This is a genomic window from Vibrio sp. OPT41 (assembly GCF_015163595.1).
In the GTDB taxonomy this organism is placed as follows: Bacteria; Pseudomonadota; Gammaproteobacteria; order Enterobacterales; family Vibrionaceae; genus Vibrio; species Vibrio alginolyticus.
In genome coordinates this window covers 59,164-78,602 of record NZ_JADDYH010000053.1, presented here as the reverse complement: position 1 = coordinate 78,602, position 19,439 = coordinate 59,164, and the positions used below count along the sequence as shown (strand labels likewise).

The window sequence follows — 19,439 nt, the reverse complement described above, 5'->3', positions numbered from 1 at the left end:
CTTTAAAGCACAACATACTATATAATTTTCGCATGCGAAAACTATTACACCAATAAGGCGAAAAACATGGCATTTGGAGACTTCAGAAAATGGCTATCTGGCCAGCTAACCAAGGCGCGTCAAAAGGAAACCGCTTGGGTAGATTTAGCAAGCGCGATCGCAGAGTCAATTGAAACTCACGTAGAGTCATACATTGAAAAGCTTAAAGCGCGTTCTTCACTGTACGAAATGGACAAAGAATCGCTGCTAGAAGACATTAAAGAGCTGCGAAAAATCTTCCCACTAGGCGAAGTGGCCGATGAGGACTTGCCACACGTTGTGATGCAGCGTAAGGACGAAATTCACTTCAAAAAGACCATTTATCCACTTATCTCAACGCTCGCGCGTGAATTTAAAGGGTTACGTGTTAAGTGGGAACGAATCTACGCGCCAGTAAACCAAGAGCGATTTCCATACGGCACGTTCTTAGTTCCCGAGTCAGAGTTAGAGCTGCAAAACGGACTAAACCCGAGCGACTTTTTTCTGACTAGTCGCGGTGCTATTCGCATCCCTTTGAACGACATTGCAGGTGAGGACGGCATTACCGAGGAAGCCATTCGAGCATTCGAAGCGAAGATTAAGCGAGTGGTGCATCCTCTTATCCCATTACGAATTGTTTTAGATGGCCAATTGTATTCTATTGAATTTGAAGTCATGGATATGGTGGAAATACCTAACTATTCTGACCATGTTACGGTTGGAAAACAGACCACGACCGATATAGAATCAACACCGAGCTATAAACAGGATTTCGTTCAAACTGGAACGACGACACAGGAAGAACGCCCTGTTAGCCCTATGTATGGTACACCTAGAATGGATGCGATCCCCTTAGATGCGATCTCCATTGATAGACGGTACTATTAACCCTATTCCTATTCCCCATCCCATTAAAGCGCCACGACTTATACGAGGTCGTAAAGGTGCTTACACAAAAAGTAGTCCTATCGCAGTGTGAACTGCTTAACCGTTATTACGACGAACGCGCCTTGTCGTCGTTGCCTACCAATGGTACTGAGCCTTATTTCCAATTTGGCGATCTTGAATGGGGTTTTGACCTTATCCAAGAAATTGAGGGCAAGCCTAGCTGCATGCCTATCCCACTGGATAAGACAACCGTTGAAAACGTGTTTTACCGTTCTAAGGCGAACTACGCCTATGTGAACGGCAATATCGTAATCACGGCAAACTTGCCAGCGGGTACGCTAGCAGAAGATGAACAATACCAGTTCTCTTGCGTCGGCGTGAAAGATGCGAGCGGCGGTCTGATTCTAGTGGCTGTCACTCAACCAGTTTGGATCTACTCTGACCGTGGTCTATCGATAGAAATCGTGGTTAACACGGCTCGCACGGATAGCGCTCAATTGGCGCAGGTAGGTGCCTAATGAGTCGCCCAAACTTCGAAGAAACGATCATCATCCCGCCACTGCTAACGGACTGGCAAGCGCTACCGCTTATCACCGATACGCAGTACCTAGAACCACTGGCCAGTAACAGCCTAAACCGTAAGTTTTACGGCATCGTTCGCGCTGGTATTTTCCGTGGTTTTGAATGTGCTCCGGCTGGTGGAATGAAACTGCGTGTGAGCAGTGGTGAACAATTTGGCGTGGCGTTGGTTGAGCGCGACGACTATGTGTTAACCGTTCGACAACAACACGATGTTGATGTGGAGATTCCGGCTGGTGCCACTTCTTATGTGGTGCTCGAAGCGTTCTATAAGTTTGGCGTAAAGACAAAACAAGTCGATTTAGCGTCAGACATTGAAGCGTCCGAAATTAAGGTGCTTCCGCAGGAAGCGGTTGAAGATCATCATTTGATATTGTGTCGCGCTACCGTGCCAGATGGCGTTACCCAACTCAAAAGTGAACACCTTAACTTTGATGATCGTGAACAAGGCGGTTATGACCTACAAGGTCACGTTTCACATCCCGATCCACATAAGCAATATGCGATGCGCGCCGAAGCCAATGCGCACTACGCAGACCGTGAAAACCCGCACCATGTAACCAAAGCGCAAGTTGGCCTTAGCTTGGTAAACAACTGGGACGCAACCAGTCAGATAAACGTAGATAACGATCAGCTTTATGCCACTGCGAGAGCCATCAAGTTGGTTCACGACAAAGCTGCTGCTGCATACAACAAGTCGGTTGAACATTGGCCGTACATTGCGTCTGGTGGCGAAACAAAAATCGCATTGCCTTACGAAGTGCCGGAAGTAGATTCATTGTCTATCCAAGGTATCGTGCAGACCAAAGACAGTGCTTGGCAATTCTTGAAAGACACTAATGAGGTTGAAGTAGCCGAACCACTTGAAACGGGTGATGAAGTGGTGATTACTCTAGGTGTCCCATCTCTAAGCTCAAGCTCTATCATTGCCGAGCTTCAAGAGCATATCGATAACCTTGAAGCCATCATAAACAGCGGTATCGCTGGCGCGCCTATGGAAGTATTCCATAGCCACTTCGCTAGTACGTCGAATACTTTCACTGTTCCACCAGTCTTTGAAGAACGCGCGATTAAGCTGGTGTTCCTACAAGGTGTGCAGCAATCAAAAGATATTGCTTACACCATCTCACCGGACGGTGATGTTATCCAGTTTGTTGACGAAATTGCAGCAGGAACGGAGATCACCTTGGTCGGCTAATCAGTTTTCAAATTCCCCTAGCCCTATTCCCCATAAATGCCCTTTTTACTAACAACGAAATTGGATTTTTTATGGCTACACAAAATAAATTAACTCGCATCAACCGTCTTGTGTCTGATCTTTCAGCGCAAGACGTTGGTGCATTACCAGCGGGCGCTCGCGCAACAGACTCATCAAAACTAGAGGGGAAAACCAAGGCACAAGTTGTCAGTGAAGCGCGCTCGAATCTTGTCCCAACTTCTCGCACTATCAATAACAAACCACTAACGGGCGATGTTACTCTGACTCACTCAGATGTGGGCGCAGCGCCAGCAAGCCACACGCACGACTACATCCCTAACAACAAGAAAGGCGTTGCAGAGGGTGTGGCTACGCTAGATAGCACTGGTAAGATCCCACAAGGCCAATTGCCAGCTATCGCTATCAAAGAAACGTTCCCTGTTAAGTCAGAAGCGGAAATGCTTGCTCTTACAGCGCAAGAGGGTGATATGGCAATCCGTTCGGATCTGCGTAAATCATTCGTTCTAATGCGCCAACCAGCGAGCACACTAGCGAACTGGCAAGAACTATTAACACCGACTGACGCCGTTTCGTCGGTTAATGGTCAGCGCGGTAACGTAGTGCTTGAAGCGGCTGACGTTGGTGCGGAACCAGCGTTTGAGAAAAAAACAGCATTCAACAAAGACTTTGGTACTGCCGCTAACACAGTGATGCAGGGTAACGACTCTCGCGTTGTGAATGCAGTGCCAAAGACTCGCACCATCAACGGTCACGCGCTAAGCGCAAACGTCGAGCTAACCGCAGAAGACGTGGGCGCACTAGACGCTGGTGCAACTGCCGTTAACGCAGCGAAGCTTGAGAACACCACTAAATCGCAAATCATTTCACAAGCGCGTAGCGGTCTAGCAGCTAGCGGCGCGTCATACACCAAAGCGGAATCTGACGGTAAGTATGCCACCAAGGATAGTCTAGGCGCTTCCATCAAAGACGCGATCCGAACGGTGGATATTACTGTCGAATCTGCATCAACTACGGTGGCTCTGCCAGCGGGTACAGTGTCAGCAATCCTTGTTCTAAGCGTGTGCGGCGTAATGCAGAACGCAGGTGTATGGAGTCTATCTGGTAACACAATCACGTTCGGTGAACAGCTACAAGCTGGCGACATCGTGACGGTTATCGGCTTCAAGTAAACATGACCTTTCCTTTGCTACTTCCCCATTAACGATGTGCTCCGGCGCTTTGTCGGAGTTGCTGGTCATTGAATTGAGAAAGGCATATTTCTGAATGGCATTAAAAAAATTGACTCAAGTTGGTGGTAGTCCAGCTCGAAAATTGCGTGAAGAAATCACAACAAAAGTGGATGAACACGCTAGCAATAAAACGAACCCGCACGGAGTCACAAAGGCACAAGTAGGCTTAGGTAACGTACCAAACTATCCGGCCACCAGCTCGGTAACAGATGCGTCCAACAGCAAACTTGCGACCGCTGGTGCTGTTAAACAGGCATACGACAAAGGCATCGAGGGTTTAAATCGCGGTAACGCAGCTTATGACCGCGCAGAACAAGCAGAGACGAACGCAAATGCCCACACTGACAACCGCATTAGTGCTTTGATTGGTGGTGCGCCAGCAGAAGCGCTCGATACAATCAAAGAGCTTGGTGACGCGCTCATGGATCAAGAAGATGCGGTAGCGGCCATTACAACCAACATTGCTCAACACAAATCAGACAACTCGAACCCACACAAGGTTACGAAAGCTCAAGTTGGTCTATCAAACGTGCCGAACTACGCATTCACAGCAGCGGTTAATGATGCTAGCGATGTGAAATTTGCGGCGGCAGGTGCCGTTAAGAAAGCGTATGACCTTGCAGCCTCAAAGATGACTCAAGCGCAAGCCGATGGCCGCTACCTAAAACTGTCAGGCGGTACATTGACTGGCGGCCTACTCATCGATGAGGGCGCAAGTAACGTCTCACAACTTCATTTAGGCCATGCAGGTAAGCGATTCCATGTAGAAACGAAAACCGATGGCACCTTTGAGGTTGTAGAAAGTGACGTTTCAAGTCGATTAAAGATCCGCAAAGGTGGTGAATCAACACTATACGGCTCCCTAAACGCTACAGAGTCGGTATCTTCGAATCGTAGTGTTGAGGTGCAAGGCACTCGCGCTGGCAATAACGTTCCATCGAGCGAGCAAGTTAAGCTGGACGGGTACGGGTTGATTGGTAATCGTCGGGCGGTTTACTTAACGAACGGTTCTAATTCGTCGGATGCTTACGTTCAAATCGCGGTGGGTGGTGCTCATAATGGAGGGGACGCCAAGTTAGACCTGACTCGGTCAAAGCTTAGTTCCAGTGTCCCTATCGAAGTGCAAGGGAATAAAGTAGTTACAGAGGCGTTTAACCGTACTGAGGTTGTGCGCACCTCTTTAGGTAGTGACAACTCTTGGTGTCTGGTTGCTAACGTAACGATGCCTCAATCAAGCTCTACTGCGGTTATTGAGTTCTTTGGTGGTGCTGGCTTTAACACTGACTTGCACTATCAGGCGTCACGACATCAAATGATTCTGAGAGCCAGTAACGGAAACCCTAAAGGTCTAAATGGTCAGGTTATTACAGATCATCCTAGCGGCTTGCCATTTAGTGAGTTTGGTTGGGTAAATACTAGCGGTGACAATTACGCCATCTATGTAAAAACACGTAGTGCCTACAGTACGAACATTCTTATTCGATACATGTGTAGTCACACCATTACGCCATACGTTAGCAATAAGGGGGCAAGCCAGCCAGCGGGTATTGTCAAAGGGCGAATGGTCACTAGCTATACGTCTTACAATAAAGACTTAGGGGCAATTAACTCTGTTGATGGAAAGGGTTTAGAGCTTGATTACTCGGCAAAGAAAACTTGGATTGGTTCTCGTAATTCATCTTGGTGCCACATGGAGACTGAGGCCACAAGCGGCTTTTACTCTTACTCCGCGTTCACCTTTGCTAAAGGGATGGATGTAATGCTCAATCAGAGCATTTCATTAGGTGGGCGAGCTGCATTTCGTAACACAGACGGCAACTGGCTTCGCATCAATGACTTAGCCAAGTTTACTTCTGGTATCTATTTCGGTAGCTCACTGGTTCGTACTGATGGTGAGTTTACTGCGGGTTCTTGGAGTGGTTCGAATGATGCCGTTCGTATGGATAATAGTTTTATGGATTCATCATGGGCGACGAATGGCCGTGCTGGATTCAGTATCAACTGTAAAGATAGTTCAAGTGCGCATTGGGCGTTAGCCTCGTACTATGATGGCACCAATATCCGTTCTGGCATCCAGATCCTATCTAACTCAGAGGGTCGGATGCGCTTCTACACTAACCGCCGCAGTAAGTATGTAGACATTAAGGACGGCAATGTATATGCAGGTTCGCCTCAGAGCTCGGCTGGTAACTCTCTCGCACGTAAAGACTACGTTGATAGTAAGTTAGCGGGTGTTTCATCACGCGCTGGAGAGGTTGCCTTGGGCTGTAATGCGGGGCTAAGAGAGGGCAACCTTACGATAGATGGCATTACATGGGAGTTCAAGAATTGGATAGGATGTTTCCTCGATCCGTTTGATTTGATTAACTACAACGCTCCGGTTGCTGGTTTTGATGTTCGTGTTGAGGGTTATTACGAAATTGAATGGACTGCGATACGACGCCGTAATGCTTCAAACTCATCGGTGGTGTACTCTGCCATCGCCAAAAGCAATAAAATTATAGCGGAGGCTCAAAGTTACTCTAACGACTTCGATGCCGTGCCAACGACTTGTCGATGGGTAGGAAAATTATACTACGGTGAGCTTATTCAATTCTTAGACAGAGGTGCATCCACGCCTATTCAGGGTTCGCATTTCTCGATCCGCTACATCAAGCCATAACCATCAACCAAAGGGACACGATGCTGTCCCTTTTTTGCAAAGTTTTCGCATGCGAGAACTTTAAAACATGGCATCCCCTAAAGTTTTCGCATGCGAAAACATGGGCGCATATTGATGCGAAAACCAATATTTATATAATCTTCCTCGTCAAATATCGATTCGACTCGACTATCCTCGTTGGAAGTTTTGTATGCGTTTCCGCGCAACAAAACGCTTGGATTAGCCTCTCACCAGCCTTTTGGGTGAGAGGCTTCTTTTTTTATATAGGCTATTGAAATCTAACTTTTTTCCGCAAAACAGCCCTATTTAATACCCATTCAAAAGTAAGTAACGCCCGTCTATTGAGCAAAAGCCACCATTCCGAATACACTCGCTAGGTGATATACAAAAGGGGGATTTAATGCCAGTGTCAGTTGTTGGTGAGAGCTTTGCGATTAGCGTACTGGCTCTATCTGTCCTCAGTGGTGTTGGGTCATATCTCCAAGGCATACGCGAGCAACGTCTAGCTGGTGGATTCCTTGATTTTTTAACCGAGCTAACGCTGGCGTTGGTGGTCGGTTTGATAGTCGCTTACTTGTGTGAAAGCGAGGGTGTGGAGGCTGGTTATACCAGCGCGCTTGTCCTCATTGCGTCGAACAACGGAGCAGACTCGATCAACTTTATCCGCAAGCTGGCTAGCCAAATGTTAGCGAGATTTTTTAATACCGGAGGGCAAGGCAAATGATGGAATTTGCAGTAATTGGCCTAGCCATTGCTGACCGATTTTTGCTTAAACGAAACGCAGTAAAAATACTGCATGCAAACCAGATGGACGATCCCGATGTGATTCGATTCGTTCTTGGTTATCAATCTCAGCGAGCCATAACGAGTGGGACTTTAACCTATTCGTTGCGCAGTAAAAAACGACCAAAAGCCGTCATTACTCGCACACGTAAGCTCGACTTTTCACACGCCGGACATAACAGCGAATACCTGACGTTCGATCGCAAGTTACTCGAACTCGAAGCGGGGGAAAAGCTGCATGGCGAGTGGATTCTGGACGTTAAGATTGAGCGCTCCTGTTCCCTAATCAATCCGCTATACAAAATCTTTCCTACCTGTACGACATATTCAGAGGAATTTGAAATTGCGTAACAACAGTAAGTTTGCACTAGACCAGTCACATAACTATGTGGTGGTCGATTTTGACAACGTGACCGAACGCGGCCTTAAGAGTCTGATCACTGCGTTAAAACAAGCTGGTGCAACTGTTACAGACGTAGAAGCCTCGAACAAGAGAACGAGACGAGACGGCGAGACAGTTAAACGCGCCAAGTTATTCTTTGATAATGGCCAGTCAATGACGCTGTTTATTGGTGATGAGGGTGATATTTTCCAAATGACACTCAACAGCACTAAACAGCCTATCCCTAGCGTGAAAAACGAGCGTGAGCTTGCGCGTGAAATGGTTCGCCTAATGAAGCGCAACCAAAGCAAGTTTGACAAGCAAGTTGCACGTAAAGCGGCTAAAGTCGTTAAAGACACCTCAGACATTCAACCAGCTACACGTTCTGTTGCTAAGCGACTTGAAGAAGCCAAAGCGGCTGAACAAGTCGCTCAGTCCAATTACACCAATGCCCTAGCCGCTCGGGATAGCGTTCGCACTAAGTTGGAAGAAGAACAACGCCGCATAGCAGATCTCGAAACTGCATTAGAGCAAGAGAAGCAAGAAACCAAAGAACTTGAAGCACAATTAGAGGCGGCAAAGTCATGATGTTTACCAGTCAAAATCAAATCAAGATTGTGGATCGCATCGACCATCTGGCCAAGAAACTCACGCCGGAGCAGATTGAAGCGGTGCTGCAAGGTAAAAACGCCGATCAAATCCTAGAAGCATTGTCACTTGAGGATTTGGAGAACACCTACTTGTATCAGTGCAAGCCTGTGCCACAAATGATGTTAGAGGCGTTCAAATCGAAAGCCTCAAGGCTTGAATTGCGTGCTCAGCAATTCGGTAAGCACTTGGAACGTAAAACCCCTACTCTATCGGTAGAGGCCGTTGAAGTAGGCAAACCGCGCAAGTCTGGTGCGGTTGCTGTCCAAATGGTGAAAATCCCGTTTTCAGATGGCCAGAGCATTTCTATTGCGTTCCATGCGCCGGATAACGATCCGCTAAAAATCAATCCAGATGACACGTTAATCGCGTTCCGCTTTCTAATGAACTCGCGCGATATTACTCACGTAGTCGCGCCAAAGGGCAACATGGATTTATCCCTTAAGGAAGTGACCAACAAGCTAGCGCAGTTGCTTGAAAACAACAGCGAGAAATTTGTCGCTGCTAAGGCCAAGAAAGACGCTGACAAGAAAGCATTGGAAGAAGCGCAACAAAAGGCACAAGAACTTGATGAACAAGCTGCGCAACTAGGCGAAGAAGCTACCGACTTGGAACAAAAGCTCGATGAGCTGGCCAAGAAAGAGAAGCGCTTGGAAACTCAGATCGCTACGCATAACGAAATCCAAGAAGAACTACGCAAACAGCTTGCTGCTATCAAGCCAGCAGCAAATACAGCAACGAAAAATGTAAACGCTGGTGGTAGTTCATCTCAAGTGATCGAGCAATGGGACGCTTCATGGACTAAGCAAGAGAAACGCGACTTCATCATTAACCGTGCTTTCAATGACGATCTTGATGCCTTTGTTAAGCAGCTAAGCCAAGAGTTTCAAGACTCATTAGAGTTTGCAGGTGCAGCAAATCAAAACGTTCCTAGCACTTATTCAGAGTCGTATATCAATGATGTGATTTATGACCTCGATAAAGGTGCTATGACGGTATCAGAGCTTGCCGAGGCTAAAGAATACATTCGTGATTCAATTGAAAACGATTTTCCTCAGTTGTCAGACGAAGAACAGGAACGAAAAGCGAATATCGAGCGCAAAGAATGGCTATTGGCTCTTATTGGTCGCAAGACCATTTCTAAGGGCTGGAAGATGGATAAAGGCGAAGATAGCGAGCCGTTTGTCTACTTCGAATCGCCTGACGCGAACGACGATGATAGCTTTGGCCAGTACATGATCCACGCGCGCGATAACCAAACCTTGGCTGTCACTTACGGCGAGGGTTCACCGCTTGCTGGTGGTGACGATCTACAAGGTTGGGAAGCTGCTAAATCACTTATTCTGGCTGACTACGATCGCGAATCTAAGTTGCTTCAAGATACCGATGACAACAACGAAGAACCACAACCAATTGAGAACGACGAGCCAAACGCGAACGATCAAGACAAAGACGAAACCACGGATAACCTATTCTGGTATGGCCTACGTCTACGCCCTTATGGCTTGGGTACAACGCCGCCACAACATCAAGTGGCTAAGTACCTCGATCCAGAATCGGCTAAAGAGCAATTCGCTGACGCTGGTAATGGCATTCGCCACGGTGCGATCGCTTATGACCAAAAACTGCCACCAGAACTAGTAAGCAACTTTGACCTAGAGCCGCTATTTGGCATGGTTGAGGGCGACCTAGAAGAAGCGGAGCGCATCGCAACCGAAGCGCTAGGCCAATGGGTTGAGGACAAAGGCGTTGATGAAATTCCTCAGTCTACGCTCGATACCCTAAAACAAGTGGGCTTCAAAGCAGCGTTCGCTAAGCAGCTACGCCAGCAACCAGAAATGAAGAACCGCAAGGAAAATCCAAACGCGTACAAGCTATGGAGCGCATCGATTGACCTTGTGACGCCGGACATGATTCAAGAGATTGCCGAAGACCTAATGCTGGTTCAAAGCGATGCTGAATTACAGCGCCAAGCAGAACACACGCAAGGCCGCATGCGCTTCCAAGAAGCAGCTCTATCCCAACTTAAGGATATGCAGTCAGTAAACCCAAGCGATCGCAAACGTCTTGTTATGCTAGCTGACCTAACGCTAGGTACTGGTAAAACACTAAAACGTGGCGAGAAAGTGGATGACCAAGCTAAGCGTATTTCAGAACAAGCGCACCTAGTGGAATCACTACAAGGTGAAACCCTAGCGTCACTGGAAGCGCAATTTAAGAACCGCAAAGAGATCACTGATTTCCTAACGGCTCATCGCATTCCATTTAACCGCCGTGCGAAACGCGCTGACCTACTGCAAGCTATCTTGAACTACCGTGACGGATTCTTTAGTGCAACGGCGAAAATGTTCGACCTACGCGCGCTACGTGGCGACCTATACGAGAAGTTTGAGAACGGCGAAGCGTTAGCACTGGATGACGTAGAAAAAGCGTTTAGCGCGACTACGGTTTACCATGAGGGAGACGTAGCTTACACCAAGGCAAAAGGTGAAACCGTCATTCCAGCAATGGCAGACCAAGGCGAGGACTACCAAAAAGTTGAGCGCTTCATTAAGGCGATTGATGACGGTATCTACCCTGACCTATCCGAACTAAGTTCAGATGAGCTCTTTGCTCAGCACTATGCAATGGCAAGTGTTACCAACCAAGACATCCTGGCAATTCATGGTTTTAGATACTTGGATAACGATGAGCAGATCGACAATGAACAGATGGCGCGCGCTATCCATAACTCGGTCATGCCATTGTGGTACACAAAAGCTATCGAAGCGGAATACGAAAGCCGTGGCTTCCCTAGCCTTGCTGCGTTGCCTGACTTGAACCATAAAGGTCAATTCAAGGCGACACGCGAGAAACGCTACGCACCAGTTGGCACTATTGGCCAATCTGATTTTAGCGTTATCGATACGTACACAGGCAAGGTGCTAGAAACTGGCCTAGAGAGCGCAGCAGCGCAGCAAAAAGCGACTCAACTAAACGACCAAGCAGTGAAAGAAAGCACTATTGCAATCTTTAACATGCTTAAGGACGGCAAAACGCTTGAGCAAATTGCAGAGACGGAATACAGCGCACCACTAGAGCCTGTCAGTCCGGCCATGTTCACCACAATCAACGGCTTTGAATCATTGTATTCAACGTTAGCCATTAACGGCTCGGGTTCGCTTCACTCGCGCCCAACACTACGCGAGAACGCCGACAAGCTACTGGCTAAGGTGGACGCTGACGGCAAGATTAACGATATTGCGCTAACCGAAGAACAAGAGAACCAAATGGAAAATACATTTGGCTACAGTTTCTTCTCTGCGAAGTCGAACAAGGGTAAAGAGCTACGCTTTATCGCTAACACCAATTCTCGCAGCTACCTAACGGTTGACGGTGCTAACAAACTGCTTGAGCTATTGGGTGCTAAGAACGCCGTAGAATCTGACACAGCAGATGAAGTGAGCAAGGGTGCATCCGAGGAAGAAAAACAACTTCTCGCACTAGACCCAACTCAATATTCATTTGGCTCAATCTATAAGAGCGAGGGCATTCGAGATACGGGTGAAATCGCTAAGCGAACCCGCGCCTTTATCGCTCAGCTTAAGAAAGCTGGCAAGATCAGTAATGACGTTAAAATCTCAGTACGCAAGCCTCGCTACGGCACACTAGACCTAACGCTGACTGACTTGCCAAGAAACGTCATGCTCTGCAATCCAGCTTACCTACAGTTCGAGATTGATAACCCTAACTCGCCAGCGCCACACGGTATGAGCCGTTATACCGAAGCAGTAGATCAGCTGATCGAGTTCGTTAACGCTTATGTAGGCCAATACGACTACAACAACAGCGACACGATGACCGATTACCACGATCGCAATTTCTTTGGTGGCCACCTAACCGTGGACTTTGATTTTGGTAAAGAGCGCAAAGTGGTAGAGCTCGCGTCTCTAACTGAAATGCACCAGCAAGGCGAACAGGCAGAGGATGACGCATTAGACGTTACCTCATTCCGTGAAAGCCTAGATGAAGAAGAAGCGAAAGCGCTTGAGCAGCTAGAAGCCTTTACCAACCTAGAGCTAAAACTTGGTAAGCAGGAAGTGACTTTCCCAACAGGCCGAGTGAAGTCGATTAATGCGAAAGATGAGGATGGACTAACTTACAGCCTAGACGTTCTATTCGACATTCTAGCGACCGACTTAAGCGAAAAAGCGAAAGCTCAACTTGAGACGATTAAGGACTGGCAATCTTCGGATACCTACTACAACGAAAAAGGCACATTGGTACAACCAAGTGTTGCGGCAGGTATCCACTCAGTAAATGGCTCAGTGCCAGCGAACGTGTACGCTCCGCTAATCGCCCGTTCATGGTTAAATGAAAGCCACGCTGACATTTATCCGATCGCTAAAGATGGCGAGTACAAGTTCGCGCTATACCAAGGCAACGACTTGATCGGTGAATTTGACGATACAGCGGAAATGGAAGCGCTATTAGTGAAAGCGTTCAATCTAAGTAGTGAAGCGCCTCAATCTGAAACAGAGGGCAATAACGAAGAAATGGAACATGTAGAGAAACTAAAGGAAATCCGAGATTTCACTGGTGAACCTACGCCGGAATTGGTTGATGAGTTCCAAACCGCACTAGAACAGGCTTACGCCCACTTCGAAGCTAACGACCAAATAGCAGAGAACGAAGCGTTGATGGATGCCGCTCTAAGCAACATCACAAGCATGATCCAAGCGCAAATTTAATCACAACCAAGGCCGCCACTTCGGCGGCCTAAACCGGAGACAATCAAGTGTTAAGCTTAAGAGAAAAAATGACGCTCAACCGCGATGCTGCGGGTTTGTTGAAAGAGCTTAAGAGTGGCCAGCTATCGATTGGTGAACGCATCAAAAAGAACCGTGAGCTGGTGGAAATTCTTAATAAACTGACTGGCGCTAACCAAAAGGTTGAGCAGGAGCCGGTATCAAGTTCGGATGAGCCAATATCGGTAGAAGAATTTTCCAAGTTAGGCCGCTCCGATAAGATTGAAAAGCTCAATGAAGTGCTACTTCTGCCTAACTGGTACGAATACGAAATGGCGTTTTTCCCTAACTACCAAATGGTTGAAAAGGGCGATAACTACGTTGTGTACAAGGATGGCGAAAACTTCCAGTTTGGCTACAAAGGGCATATTGCGCGAGGTTTGGACTACTGGAAAAACGATGCGGGTTCAGCCAAGAAAAATGGTGGTTTTGGTAGCTGGTCGCGCGCTGACCGTAGCAAGGCTATCAAGACCATCACTAAGCACATTGAGCAGAATGAGCGCGACAATGGCGAACGTCCAGTTGAACAAAGCGAACTGGTTGCGAGATTCCTTGCAGGGGAGTTTAATACAGCCAAGCCATCGTTGTTTCTTGATGTAATGCGAGACGTTCACTCAGAGGGCTTGGAGCTAGATAGCATCAAGCAAAAAGCGATTGAATGGTTCGAGCACAATCCTGACAAACTGGCCGCTTAAGTTTTCGCATGCGAGAACTTTAAAACATGACATTCTATATACTTTTCGCATGCGAAAACTTTTCAGAGAACTTGAGAAAAAAAATGAATGTTTTCACTAAAATCCGAGCAGACTATTACTACAAGCAATCTCTAAACCTTGCACTGGCAGCCAGTGAGCGTCATAACTACTCCAAGGCGCTTTTCGCATTGCTTAAGAGCCATTAATCCTTTTCCCTGTCCCAAAAGTTTTCGCATGCGAGAACTCGCCACTCCCAACCGGAGCGGTCAAATTGAATCAACTCACATCAATTAACGTCGAAATCAAAGAGGCGAAAAACATCAATGACCTAGCCGAGATTGTTCAACTGTACGCAACAGACAATCCAAAACCCAAGCTAGGTCGAACCAGCTACGTTGTGACAGCAAAAGGCGACGAAGTAGAAACAGGCTTTAAAGTCGTGGAAGCCAGCGACCTTATTCCATCGAACGATTTGGACGGTAGAATCAATCCGAATTTCCCACAAGAGCTGCAACCGCGCGACCGTACTCGCGTGTCCTCAAAATTGCAGATCTCAAAAATAGCCAACGATTTGCGCCCACAACAATTGACCGATTCTGGACTATCTAGCCACGGCGCACCGATTGTTGGCTCGGACAATGTGGTGGAGTCGGGGAACGGTCGAACCATCGCTATCATCAAGGCGTATCGAGAGGGCAAGGCTGATAAGTACCGCCAGTTCCTAATCGACAATGCGGAGCGCTTCGACCTATCACCAGAGAAAGTTGAGAGCATGCGCGAGCCAGTGTTGGTTCGAGAACGTGTCACCAAAGTTAACCGTGCTAAGTTTACCCGAGACTCCAACCTCTCTGACTTGCAACAAATGAGCGCCGCCGAGACGGCTTGGGTTGACGCAGAGCGCATCGATGACCGCATGATTGCCCTTTTCCAACCGAGCGAAACAGGCAACCTTTTGGCCAAGTCTAACCAAGGATTTATAAACAGTTTCTTAACTGAAATTGGGGATAACTCAACCGCCGGACTACTTACCGAAGATGGCCGACCAACCAAGCAACTGATTGAGCGCATGCAAAATGCCGTGTTTGCCAAGGCGTACAAAAACGAGAAGTTGGTGAAGCTGGTAGCCGAGGAAGCCGATCCCGAAATTCGCAACATTTCGAGCGCGCTAAACGGCGCAGCAAGCGCGTTTGTTGAGATGCAATACCTTAGCGGGGAGGTGCATAAAAACACGTCTGGAACGCTGGCAGAAGCCGTGGAAATTAACGCCTCACAACCTGACCTCGCTAAGTCAGCACTTGACTCACTGGTGCAAGCAACCGAGCTAGTAAGACAGGCCAAAGATTCCGGTCAGCACATCGATGAGCTATTGGCTCAGTCCGGTTTGTTTGGCGACAACGATCCCGAGGCCGAAGCGCTGGCGAGATTCATTGCTGCTAACAACCGAAGCGCAAAACGCATGACACTGGCATTTAAGGCAATGGCCGAGGCAATCAATAGTGAATTGCTTCACCAAGGCCAAGCGCTCGGGGATATGTTTGGCGGTGGTGGTGCATCGCTTATTGATATTCTTGGGCGTGTAAATCAAGAGCTGGAAAACGAGGGGGTACAAACAGGCTTTATGTTCGAGTCCAGTGTGCAACTGGACGAACTTGCAAACGCTTCGAGGCATGCTATAAAATAGTTCTTGGCATATACTGCCTATACAACCTTTATAGACACACAAAAACGCCAGATTTAATTGTCAAATCTGGCGTTTTTGCATTTGGGGGTAGGGGATGTTTACTATCAGGCATCGTTATCACTACGGGCTAATCGACATAAACGAAGACGGCGTTGCCGATGGACATTCAGTCGCAGGGAATGAGATCCCCGCTTTAAGGAAAGATGGCGAGTATATCTACAGACCATTTAAAGGGGCGCTAGATAATATCTATCTGCTGCATGTCCAAAAGGTAAAGCTGGTGAATATCGTCGCTTATTGCGATGACGAACTAGGGCTATTTGGCTGGCAAGACGTGCCACTCGATCACTATGTGGTTGGTGTCTACCGTGACGGCGGGTATTACGTTCTAACGAAAAACGGGCAGCTAATTAGCCACCCGCTCTAAAAAAGTTTTCGCATGCGAGAACTTTACACGCGATAACCGACTAATTGAGCTTCCCCAACTGGCACTTGCTCAAGTTCGCCATCATCAAACAGTACCGTTAGCTTGTCGCTATGCTTACCAGATGCGAACACCAAACCATGACGACCATTAACCATGACACAAATACTGGTAGGCTTTTGGTTTGCTGTAGGCTTTTTGCTTACTGGTGTCTTATCGGTCTTTTCTGCTTTCTCGAGTTCGCTAGGTTTAGGGGTAACTTCCACCTCGCTATCTAGCTCGCCAGTACGCAGTTTTACACAATCTTGGCGCGTTAGCTTCTCGCCGCTTTCCAGTGCTTCACGAACGCGCTCAGAGTTATCGATGCTGGCTTTGCGTAGTTCGTTGATGGACTCAACATCACCAATAATCCCTTTTTTGAATGCTTCCAAAACAAAGTCAGGGGCTTTAAGCACATTTAGGTATTTCGAAATGTAGCCGTCTGATTTGCCAAGGCGCTTAGCTAAGCCACGGTTATCAAGATTGTGCTTTTTCTTAGCTTGGTCAAACGCCTTACCCAACTCGATTGCCGTTAAATCTTCACGTTGGATGTTTTCAATAAGCTGGCCAAAAATATCGCCCTTTTCACGGACAATACATTCAACGTGAGTCAGCTTGTCGCTCAACATAGCGGCGCGCCAACGTCGTTCACCCTCTTGGATTTTGTATCCCTTGCCATCGAACGGGTAAACAACGACAGGTTGAATTTGGCCGTTTTCTTCTAGGCTTTCGCATAACTCAAGTAGTGATTCATCGTTAAATTCTTCACGAACTTGCTCAACTGAATACAAAGAGTCTTTAGGGATAGCCAGCACTTTCGCTGCATCGCGGATTTCTACCGCTGATTCATCCAAGAGATTATCTAGGTCGCTAAGCTTGATTCGATCTCTTAAGCTTTTGGTCATGCTGTCACCTCTACCATGCGCTTGCAAAGCTCATCACAAACCGCTGTAAAGCCGAATTTATCAGCCGCTTTAGGGTTGGTTTCAATCAGTGCTTTGCCTTGGTTTAGAGCTTCACTTACGCGCGTTGTTTTAATCAGTTTGTTTTCAAAAACTAGGTTGCCGTACTCTTTACGAAGTTCCGCTTCCTGTTCGCGCTGGTCGTTTGTAATGTTGGCTTCAATAAGGTTTAGGACAATGCCTAACACTTCCAAGTCAGGGTTCATTCGACGGATTTGGCGCGAGGTCTTAACCAGCTCATTAACGCCTTTGATCGACATTTTTTGTGCTTGGCTAATGATAAGTAGCTTGCTGGCCACAAGTAGCGCTGCATGCTGTAGCGCGTTCGCCGCTGGTGGACAGTCGATAAAGATATAGTCGTAGTCGTCTTTGATAAGGTCGATAGACTCAGCCACGTTTAAGATTTGTGATTGAGTAATGTTGCCCATGCGCTTATCGCCGCCAATAACGTGTACGTTTTCGCTGACTTCGAAAGGTTTAGCCTTTACTGGATTTTCGAAAAGGTTGTAAGCGTTGTGTAGGCAGCTCGCAGATGTGTACTCTGGATTCTCGACCATTTCCGGTGCGATTGAACCGCCTAAGTTGTTTTGTGGGTCAAAGTCCAGGAATAGACATTTGTTGCCTTGGCTAGCGATGCTAATGCCAAAGTTGTAAGTACAAGTTGTTTTACCAACGCCGCCTTTTTGGTTGGCAATCGCCATGATAATGCTCATTAATTAATTTCCTTTGCTGGTGGAATTTGTTTGCTGTTTTGGTTTGCTCAGTGCTACCTCAAGATCCTCGATATAGCACTGAACTACGTAATCAGTTGTACCGCCGCCGTGCATTGCTTTGTAAATAGCAGTGTGGCAAGGGCTTACACCCTTAACGCCATCAATGAGCTGCTTGGCTTTTCTGGTACTTCCTGCCTTTTGGACTAATTGATTTAATCTTTCGCATCGTTCCTTGGATGCCATATCAATGCCTCTCGATTGTTGTCACTGGCAACAGGCACACACTATACGTTGCCAGTAGCAACAGCACAAGAAAAAAAAGTAACAAACAGAACCGATTGCACAAGTTTTCGCATGCGAGAACATTAGATAAATTGTGAGATTTATTCCATGTGTTTTCGCATGCGAAAACTTTTTGACAATTCTATTACTTAACTAGGTTACAAAGAGCAGCGTCAACAGGCATAAGAAGGAAAAAGCACCTAGTTGCATAATTCATTGTTTTTAATAAAAAATATTGAAAAACCTGTTGAATGTGAAAATTATTTCATATAAATTAAATTACAGATAGGCGGCAACAAAACTATTAGGGGTAGGATTGATTGCATCAAAGCTTATCTGTTCAACGTGCAATCCCCGCCATTTGTTCAGTGGCGGGGTTTATTTTTTCTATCTCAAAAGTTTTCGCATGCGAAAACTTAACGCATCGATTTGCTGTTAACACTCCACGCTTCGAGATTCACGTCCTCGATAGAATATTCAAATTCTTCATCATCGACGTAGTAGGTATGTAGGTTTGCTTGCCAGTAGCCTTTATCAACTTGCTCTTGCTGGTACGCCCACGCAGCACACAACAAAATCGCAGGGTCTTCGAAATTGAAGTGTTGCTCTGTGCTCACTTCTGAATCGCTGCCAAGGTCATAACCATGCTTGGCCATGAGCGATTTAACCGCCCACCAATAAGCGCCATAGTGACGGTACATGAGCGGATTGGCTTTAAGTGTTTTGTAAATGCCATCTACTTGAGCTTGGATAAATGCTTCTTTGCTTTGCGCTGTTTCTAGCGCCTCATCGAGTAAGGGCTGTAGATCTTCAACGGTAGGCAATTTCACTTGAGTAATCATTGTTGTCTCCAAAAAGTTTTCGCATGCGAAAATTTGAGTTAGGCAGCTTCGGCCATTGTGTTATGAATGGTTAATAGCGATTTCGCTAGCAATTCCAAATCCGCTTTCGCAGAGATAAACCACCAGCCGCCATTAAATTCACTGCTTGCGTTTGATGCGAAGTCAGCGCCGTACTCGGCCTTAGCTTCCTTGTCACCAGCGAACATCACTTTAAGCGAACCTTTAAGGCCATTGTTGTCCATCAAACCAATGCGCTCGTATGGCTCTACAACAATCTCTTTTCGGTTGCGACCGCGCTTAGGCTTCCAGCTAATTGGTGAAGTCACCATTTTAACGTCGATGCCAATGCCTGACATTAGTTCGCTAAACTTCTCGATGCTCTCTACGTTAATGGCAGAGATATTATCGATTTTCACTTTCTGCGTTTCGGTCACTTTAACCTCGGCCTTTTCCGGCTTATCCGCATTTAGGTACTTCTCGATAAATTCCTCACGCTGTGCGCTGCGATAAGTGAATAGCGAACCATACGCACCTTTCATGCGATTCAATGACCAGTCATCCGAGAAGATTAGGCCATCACCGGATAGGAACTCACGTTCGCCAATA

General features: G+C 47.0%; 17 protein-coding genes. 12 read left to right on the top strand and 5 right to left on the bottom strand.

The window, feature by feature from the left end:
- The first annotated feature begins 66 nt into the window (after positions 1-66).
- The 12 genes from IQP38_RS18840 (at position 67) to IQP38_RS18785 (ending at position 15,998) form a co-directional block, all read left to right on the top strand.
- Positions 67-906 (top strand): hypothetical protein, encoded by an 840-nt coding sequence (locus IQP38_RS18840; protein ID WP_193837890.1) that lies wholly within the window; start codon positions 67-69, stop codon positions 904-906.
- Between the two features lie 56 nt (positions 907-962).
- Positions 963-1,424, top strand: coding sequence for a hypothetical protein (locus IQP38_RS18835; RefSeq protein ID WP_054579127.1), 462 nt, complete (start codon positions 963-965; stop codon positions 1,422-1,424).
- Positions 1,424-2,683, top strand: a complete 1,260-nt coding sequence (locus tag IQP38_RS18830; RefSeq protein WP_017634048.1) for a hypothetical protein — start codon at positions 1,424-1,426, stop codon at positions 2,681-2,683. Before IQP38_RS18835 ends, IQP38_RS18830 begins: the two co-directional genes overlap by 1 nt.
- 71 nt (positions 2,684-2,754) lie before the next feature.
- Positions 2,755-3,873: a hypothetical protein gene (locus IQP38_RS18825; RefSeq protein WP_054579125.1), complete on the top strand. Its 1,119-nt coding sequence runs from the start codon at positions 2,755-2,757 to the stop codon at positions 3,871-3,873.
- A gap of 94 nt (positions 3,874-3,967) precedes the next feature.
- Entirely contained in the window at positions 3,968-6,595 is a 2,628-nt protein-coding gene (locus IQP38_RS18820) for a hypothetical protein (RefSeq protein ID WP_193837889.1), read from the top strand.
- 400 nt (positions 6,596-6,995) lie between these two features.
- Positions 6,996-7,319 carry a hypothetical protein gene (locus tag IQP38_RS18815; RefSeq protein WP_017634052.1) on the top strand — a complete coding sequence of 108 codons (324 nt, stop codon included), beginning with the start codon at positions 6,996-6,998 and terminating at the stop codon, positions 7,317-7,319.
- A complete protein-coding gene (locus tag IQP38_RS18810) occupies positions 7,316-7,729 on the top strand; it encodes a hypothetical protein (RefSeq protein WP_136976912.1) in 414 nt (137 codons plus the stop codon). The genes IQP38_RS18815 and IQP38_RS18810 overlap by 4 nt, the downstream gene beginning before the upstream one ends.
- Positions 7,722-8,348, top strand: a complete 627-nt coding sequence (locus tag IQP38_RS18805; RefSeq protein WP_193837888.1) for a hypothetical protein — start codon at positions 7,722-7,724, stop codon at positions 8,346-8,348. Before IQP38_RS18810 ends, IQP38_RS18805 begins: the two co-directional genes overlap by 8 nt.
- Complete coding sequence (locus tag IQP38_RS18800; RefSeq protein ID WP_193837887.1) at positions 8,345-13,138, top strand: hypothetical protein; 4,794 nt, start codon at positions 8,345-8,347, stop codon at positions 13,136-13,138. The genes IQP38_RS18805 and IQP38_RS18800 overlap by 4 nt, the downstream gene beginning before the upstream one ends.
- 68 nt (positions 13,139-13,206) lie before the next feature.
- A complete protein-coding gene (locus IQP38_RS18795) occupies positions 13,207-13,890 on the top strand; it encodes a hypothetical protein (RefSeq protein WP_193837886.1) in 684 nt (227 codons plus the stop codon).
- A 271-nt stretch (positions 13,891-14,161) separates the two neighbouring features.
- Positions 14,162-15,571 (top strand): hypothetical protein, encoded by a 1,410-nt coding sequence (locus IQP38_RS18790; RefSeq protein WP_193837885.1) that lies wholly within the window; start codon positions 14,162-14,164, stop codon positions 15,569-15,571.
- A gap of 94 nt (positions 15,572-15,665) precedes the next feature.
- The gene (locus tag IQP38_RS18785; RefSeq protein WP_079878982.1) at positions 15,666-15,998 is read left to right on the top strand and encodes a hypothetical protein; all 333 of its coding nucleotides are present in this window, start codon (positions 15,666-15,668) and stop codon (positions 15,996-15,998) included.
- 23 nt (positions 15,999-16,021) lie between these two features.
- Here the strand turns inward: IQP38_RS18785 and IQP38_RS18780 are convergent, their stop codons facing one another.
- From IQP38_RS18780 to IQP38_RS18760, 5 genes are all read right to left on the bottom strand, one after another.
- Positions 16,022-16,939, bottom strand: coding sequence for a ParB/RepB/Spo0J family partition protein (locus IQP38_RS18780; RefSeq protein ID WP_054579118.1), 918 nt, complete (start codon positions 16,937-16,939; stop codon positions 16,022-16,024).
- A complete protein-coding gene (locus tag IQP38_RS18775; protein ID WP_054579117.1) occupies positions 16,936-17,709 on the bottom strand; it encodes a ParA family protein in 774 nt (257 codons plus the stop codon). The genes IQP38_RS18780 and IQP38_RS18775 overlap by 4 nt, the downstream gene beginning before the upstream one ends.
- 3 nt (positions 17,710-17,712) lie before the next feature.
- A complete protein-coding gene (locus tag IQP38_RS18770) occupies positions 17,713-17,952 on the bottom strand; it encodes a hypothetical protein (RefSeq protein WP_017634062.1) in 240 nt (79 codons plus the stop codon).
- Between the two features lie 455 nt (positions 17,953-18,407).
- On the bottom strand, positions 18,408-18,833 hold the full coding sequence (locus tag IQP38_RS18765) for a hypothetical protein (protein ID WP_193837884.1): 426 nt from the start codon (positions 18,831-18,833) through the stop codon (positions 18,408-18,410).
- 38 nt (positions 18,834-18,871) lie between these two features.
- A partial coding sequence (locus IQP38_RS18760; RefSeq protein WP_193837883.1) for a hypothetical protein occupies positions 18,872-19,439 on the bottom strand: 568 nt, incomplete at its 5' end.

Excerpts from the sequence above, each read along its gene's own strand:
- IQP38_RS18785 (WP_079878982.1), top strand. The coding sequence starts at position 15,666 with ATGTTTACTATCAGGCATCGTTATCACTACGGGCTAATCGACATAAAC.
- IQP38_RS18820 (WP_193837889.1), top strand. The coding sequence starts at position 3,968 with ATGGCATTAAAAAAATTGACTCAAGTTGGTGGTAGTCCAGCTCGAAAA.
- IQP38_RS18815 (WP_017634052.1), top strand. The coding sequence starts at position 6,996 with ATGCCAGTGTCAGTTGTTGGTGAGAGCTTTGCGATTAGCGTACTGGCT.
- IQP38_RS18825 (WP_054579125.1), top strand. The coding sequence starts at position 2,755 with ATGGCTACACAAAATAAATTAACTCGCATCAACCGTCTTGTGTCTGAT.
- IQP38_RS18795 (WP_193837886.1), top strand. The coding sequence starts at position 13,207 with ATGACGCTCAACCGCGATGCTGCGGGTTTGTTGAAAGAGCTTAAGAGT.
- IQP38_RS18830 (WP_017634048.1), top strand. The coding sequence starts at position 1,424 with ATGAGTCGCCCAAACTTCGAAGAAACGATCATCATCCCGCCACTGCTA.
- IQP38_RS18810 (WP_136976912.1), top strand. The coding sequence starts at position 7,316 with ATGATGGAATTTGCAGTAATTGGCCTAGCCATTGCTGACCGATTTTTG.
- IQP38_RS18775 (WP_054579117.1), bottom strand. The coding sequence starts at position 17,709 with ATGAGCATTATCATGGCGATTGCCAACCAAAAAGGCGGCGTTGGTAAA.
- IQP38_RS18780 (WP_054579118.1), bottom strand. The coding sequence starts at position 16,939 with ATGACCAAAAGCTTAAGAGATCGAATCAAGCTTAGCGACCTAGATAAT.
- IQP38_RS18770 (WP_017634062.1), bottom strand. The coding sequence starts at position 17,952 with ATGGCATCCAAGGAACGATGCGAAAGATTAAATCAATTAGTCCAAAAG.
- IQP38_RS18840 (WP_193837890.1), top strand. The coding sequence starts at position 67 with ATGGCATTTGGAGACTTCAGAAAATGGCTATCTGGCCAGCTAACCAAG.
- IQP38_RS18800 (WP_193837887.1), top strand. The coding sequence starts at position 8,345 with ATGATGTTTACCAGTCAAAATCAAATCAAGATTGTGGATCGCATCGAC.
- IQP38_RS18765 (WP_193837884.1), bottom strand. The coding sequence starts at position 18,833 with ATGATTACTCAAGTGAAATTGCCTACCGTTGAAGATCTACAGCCCTTA.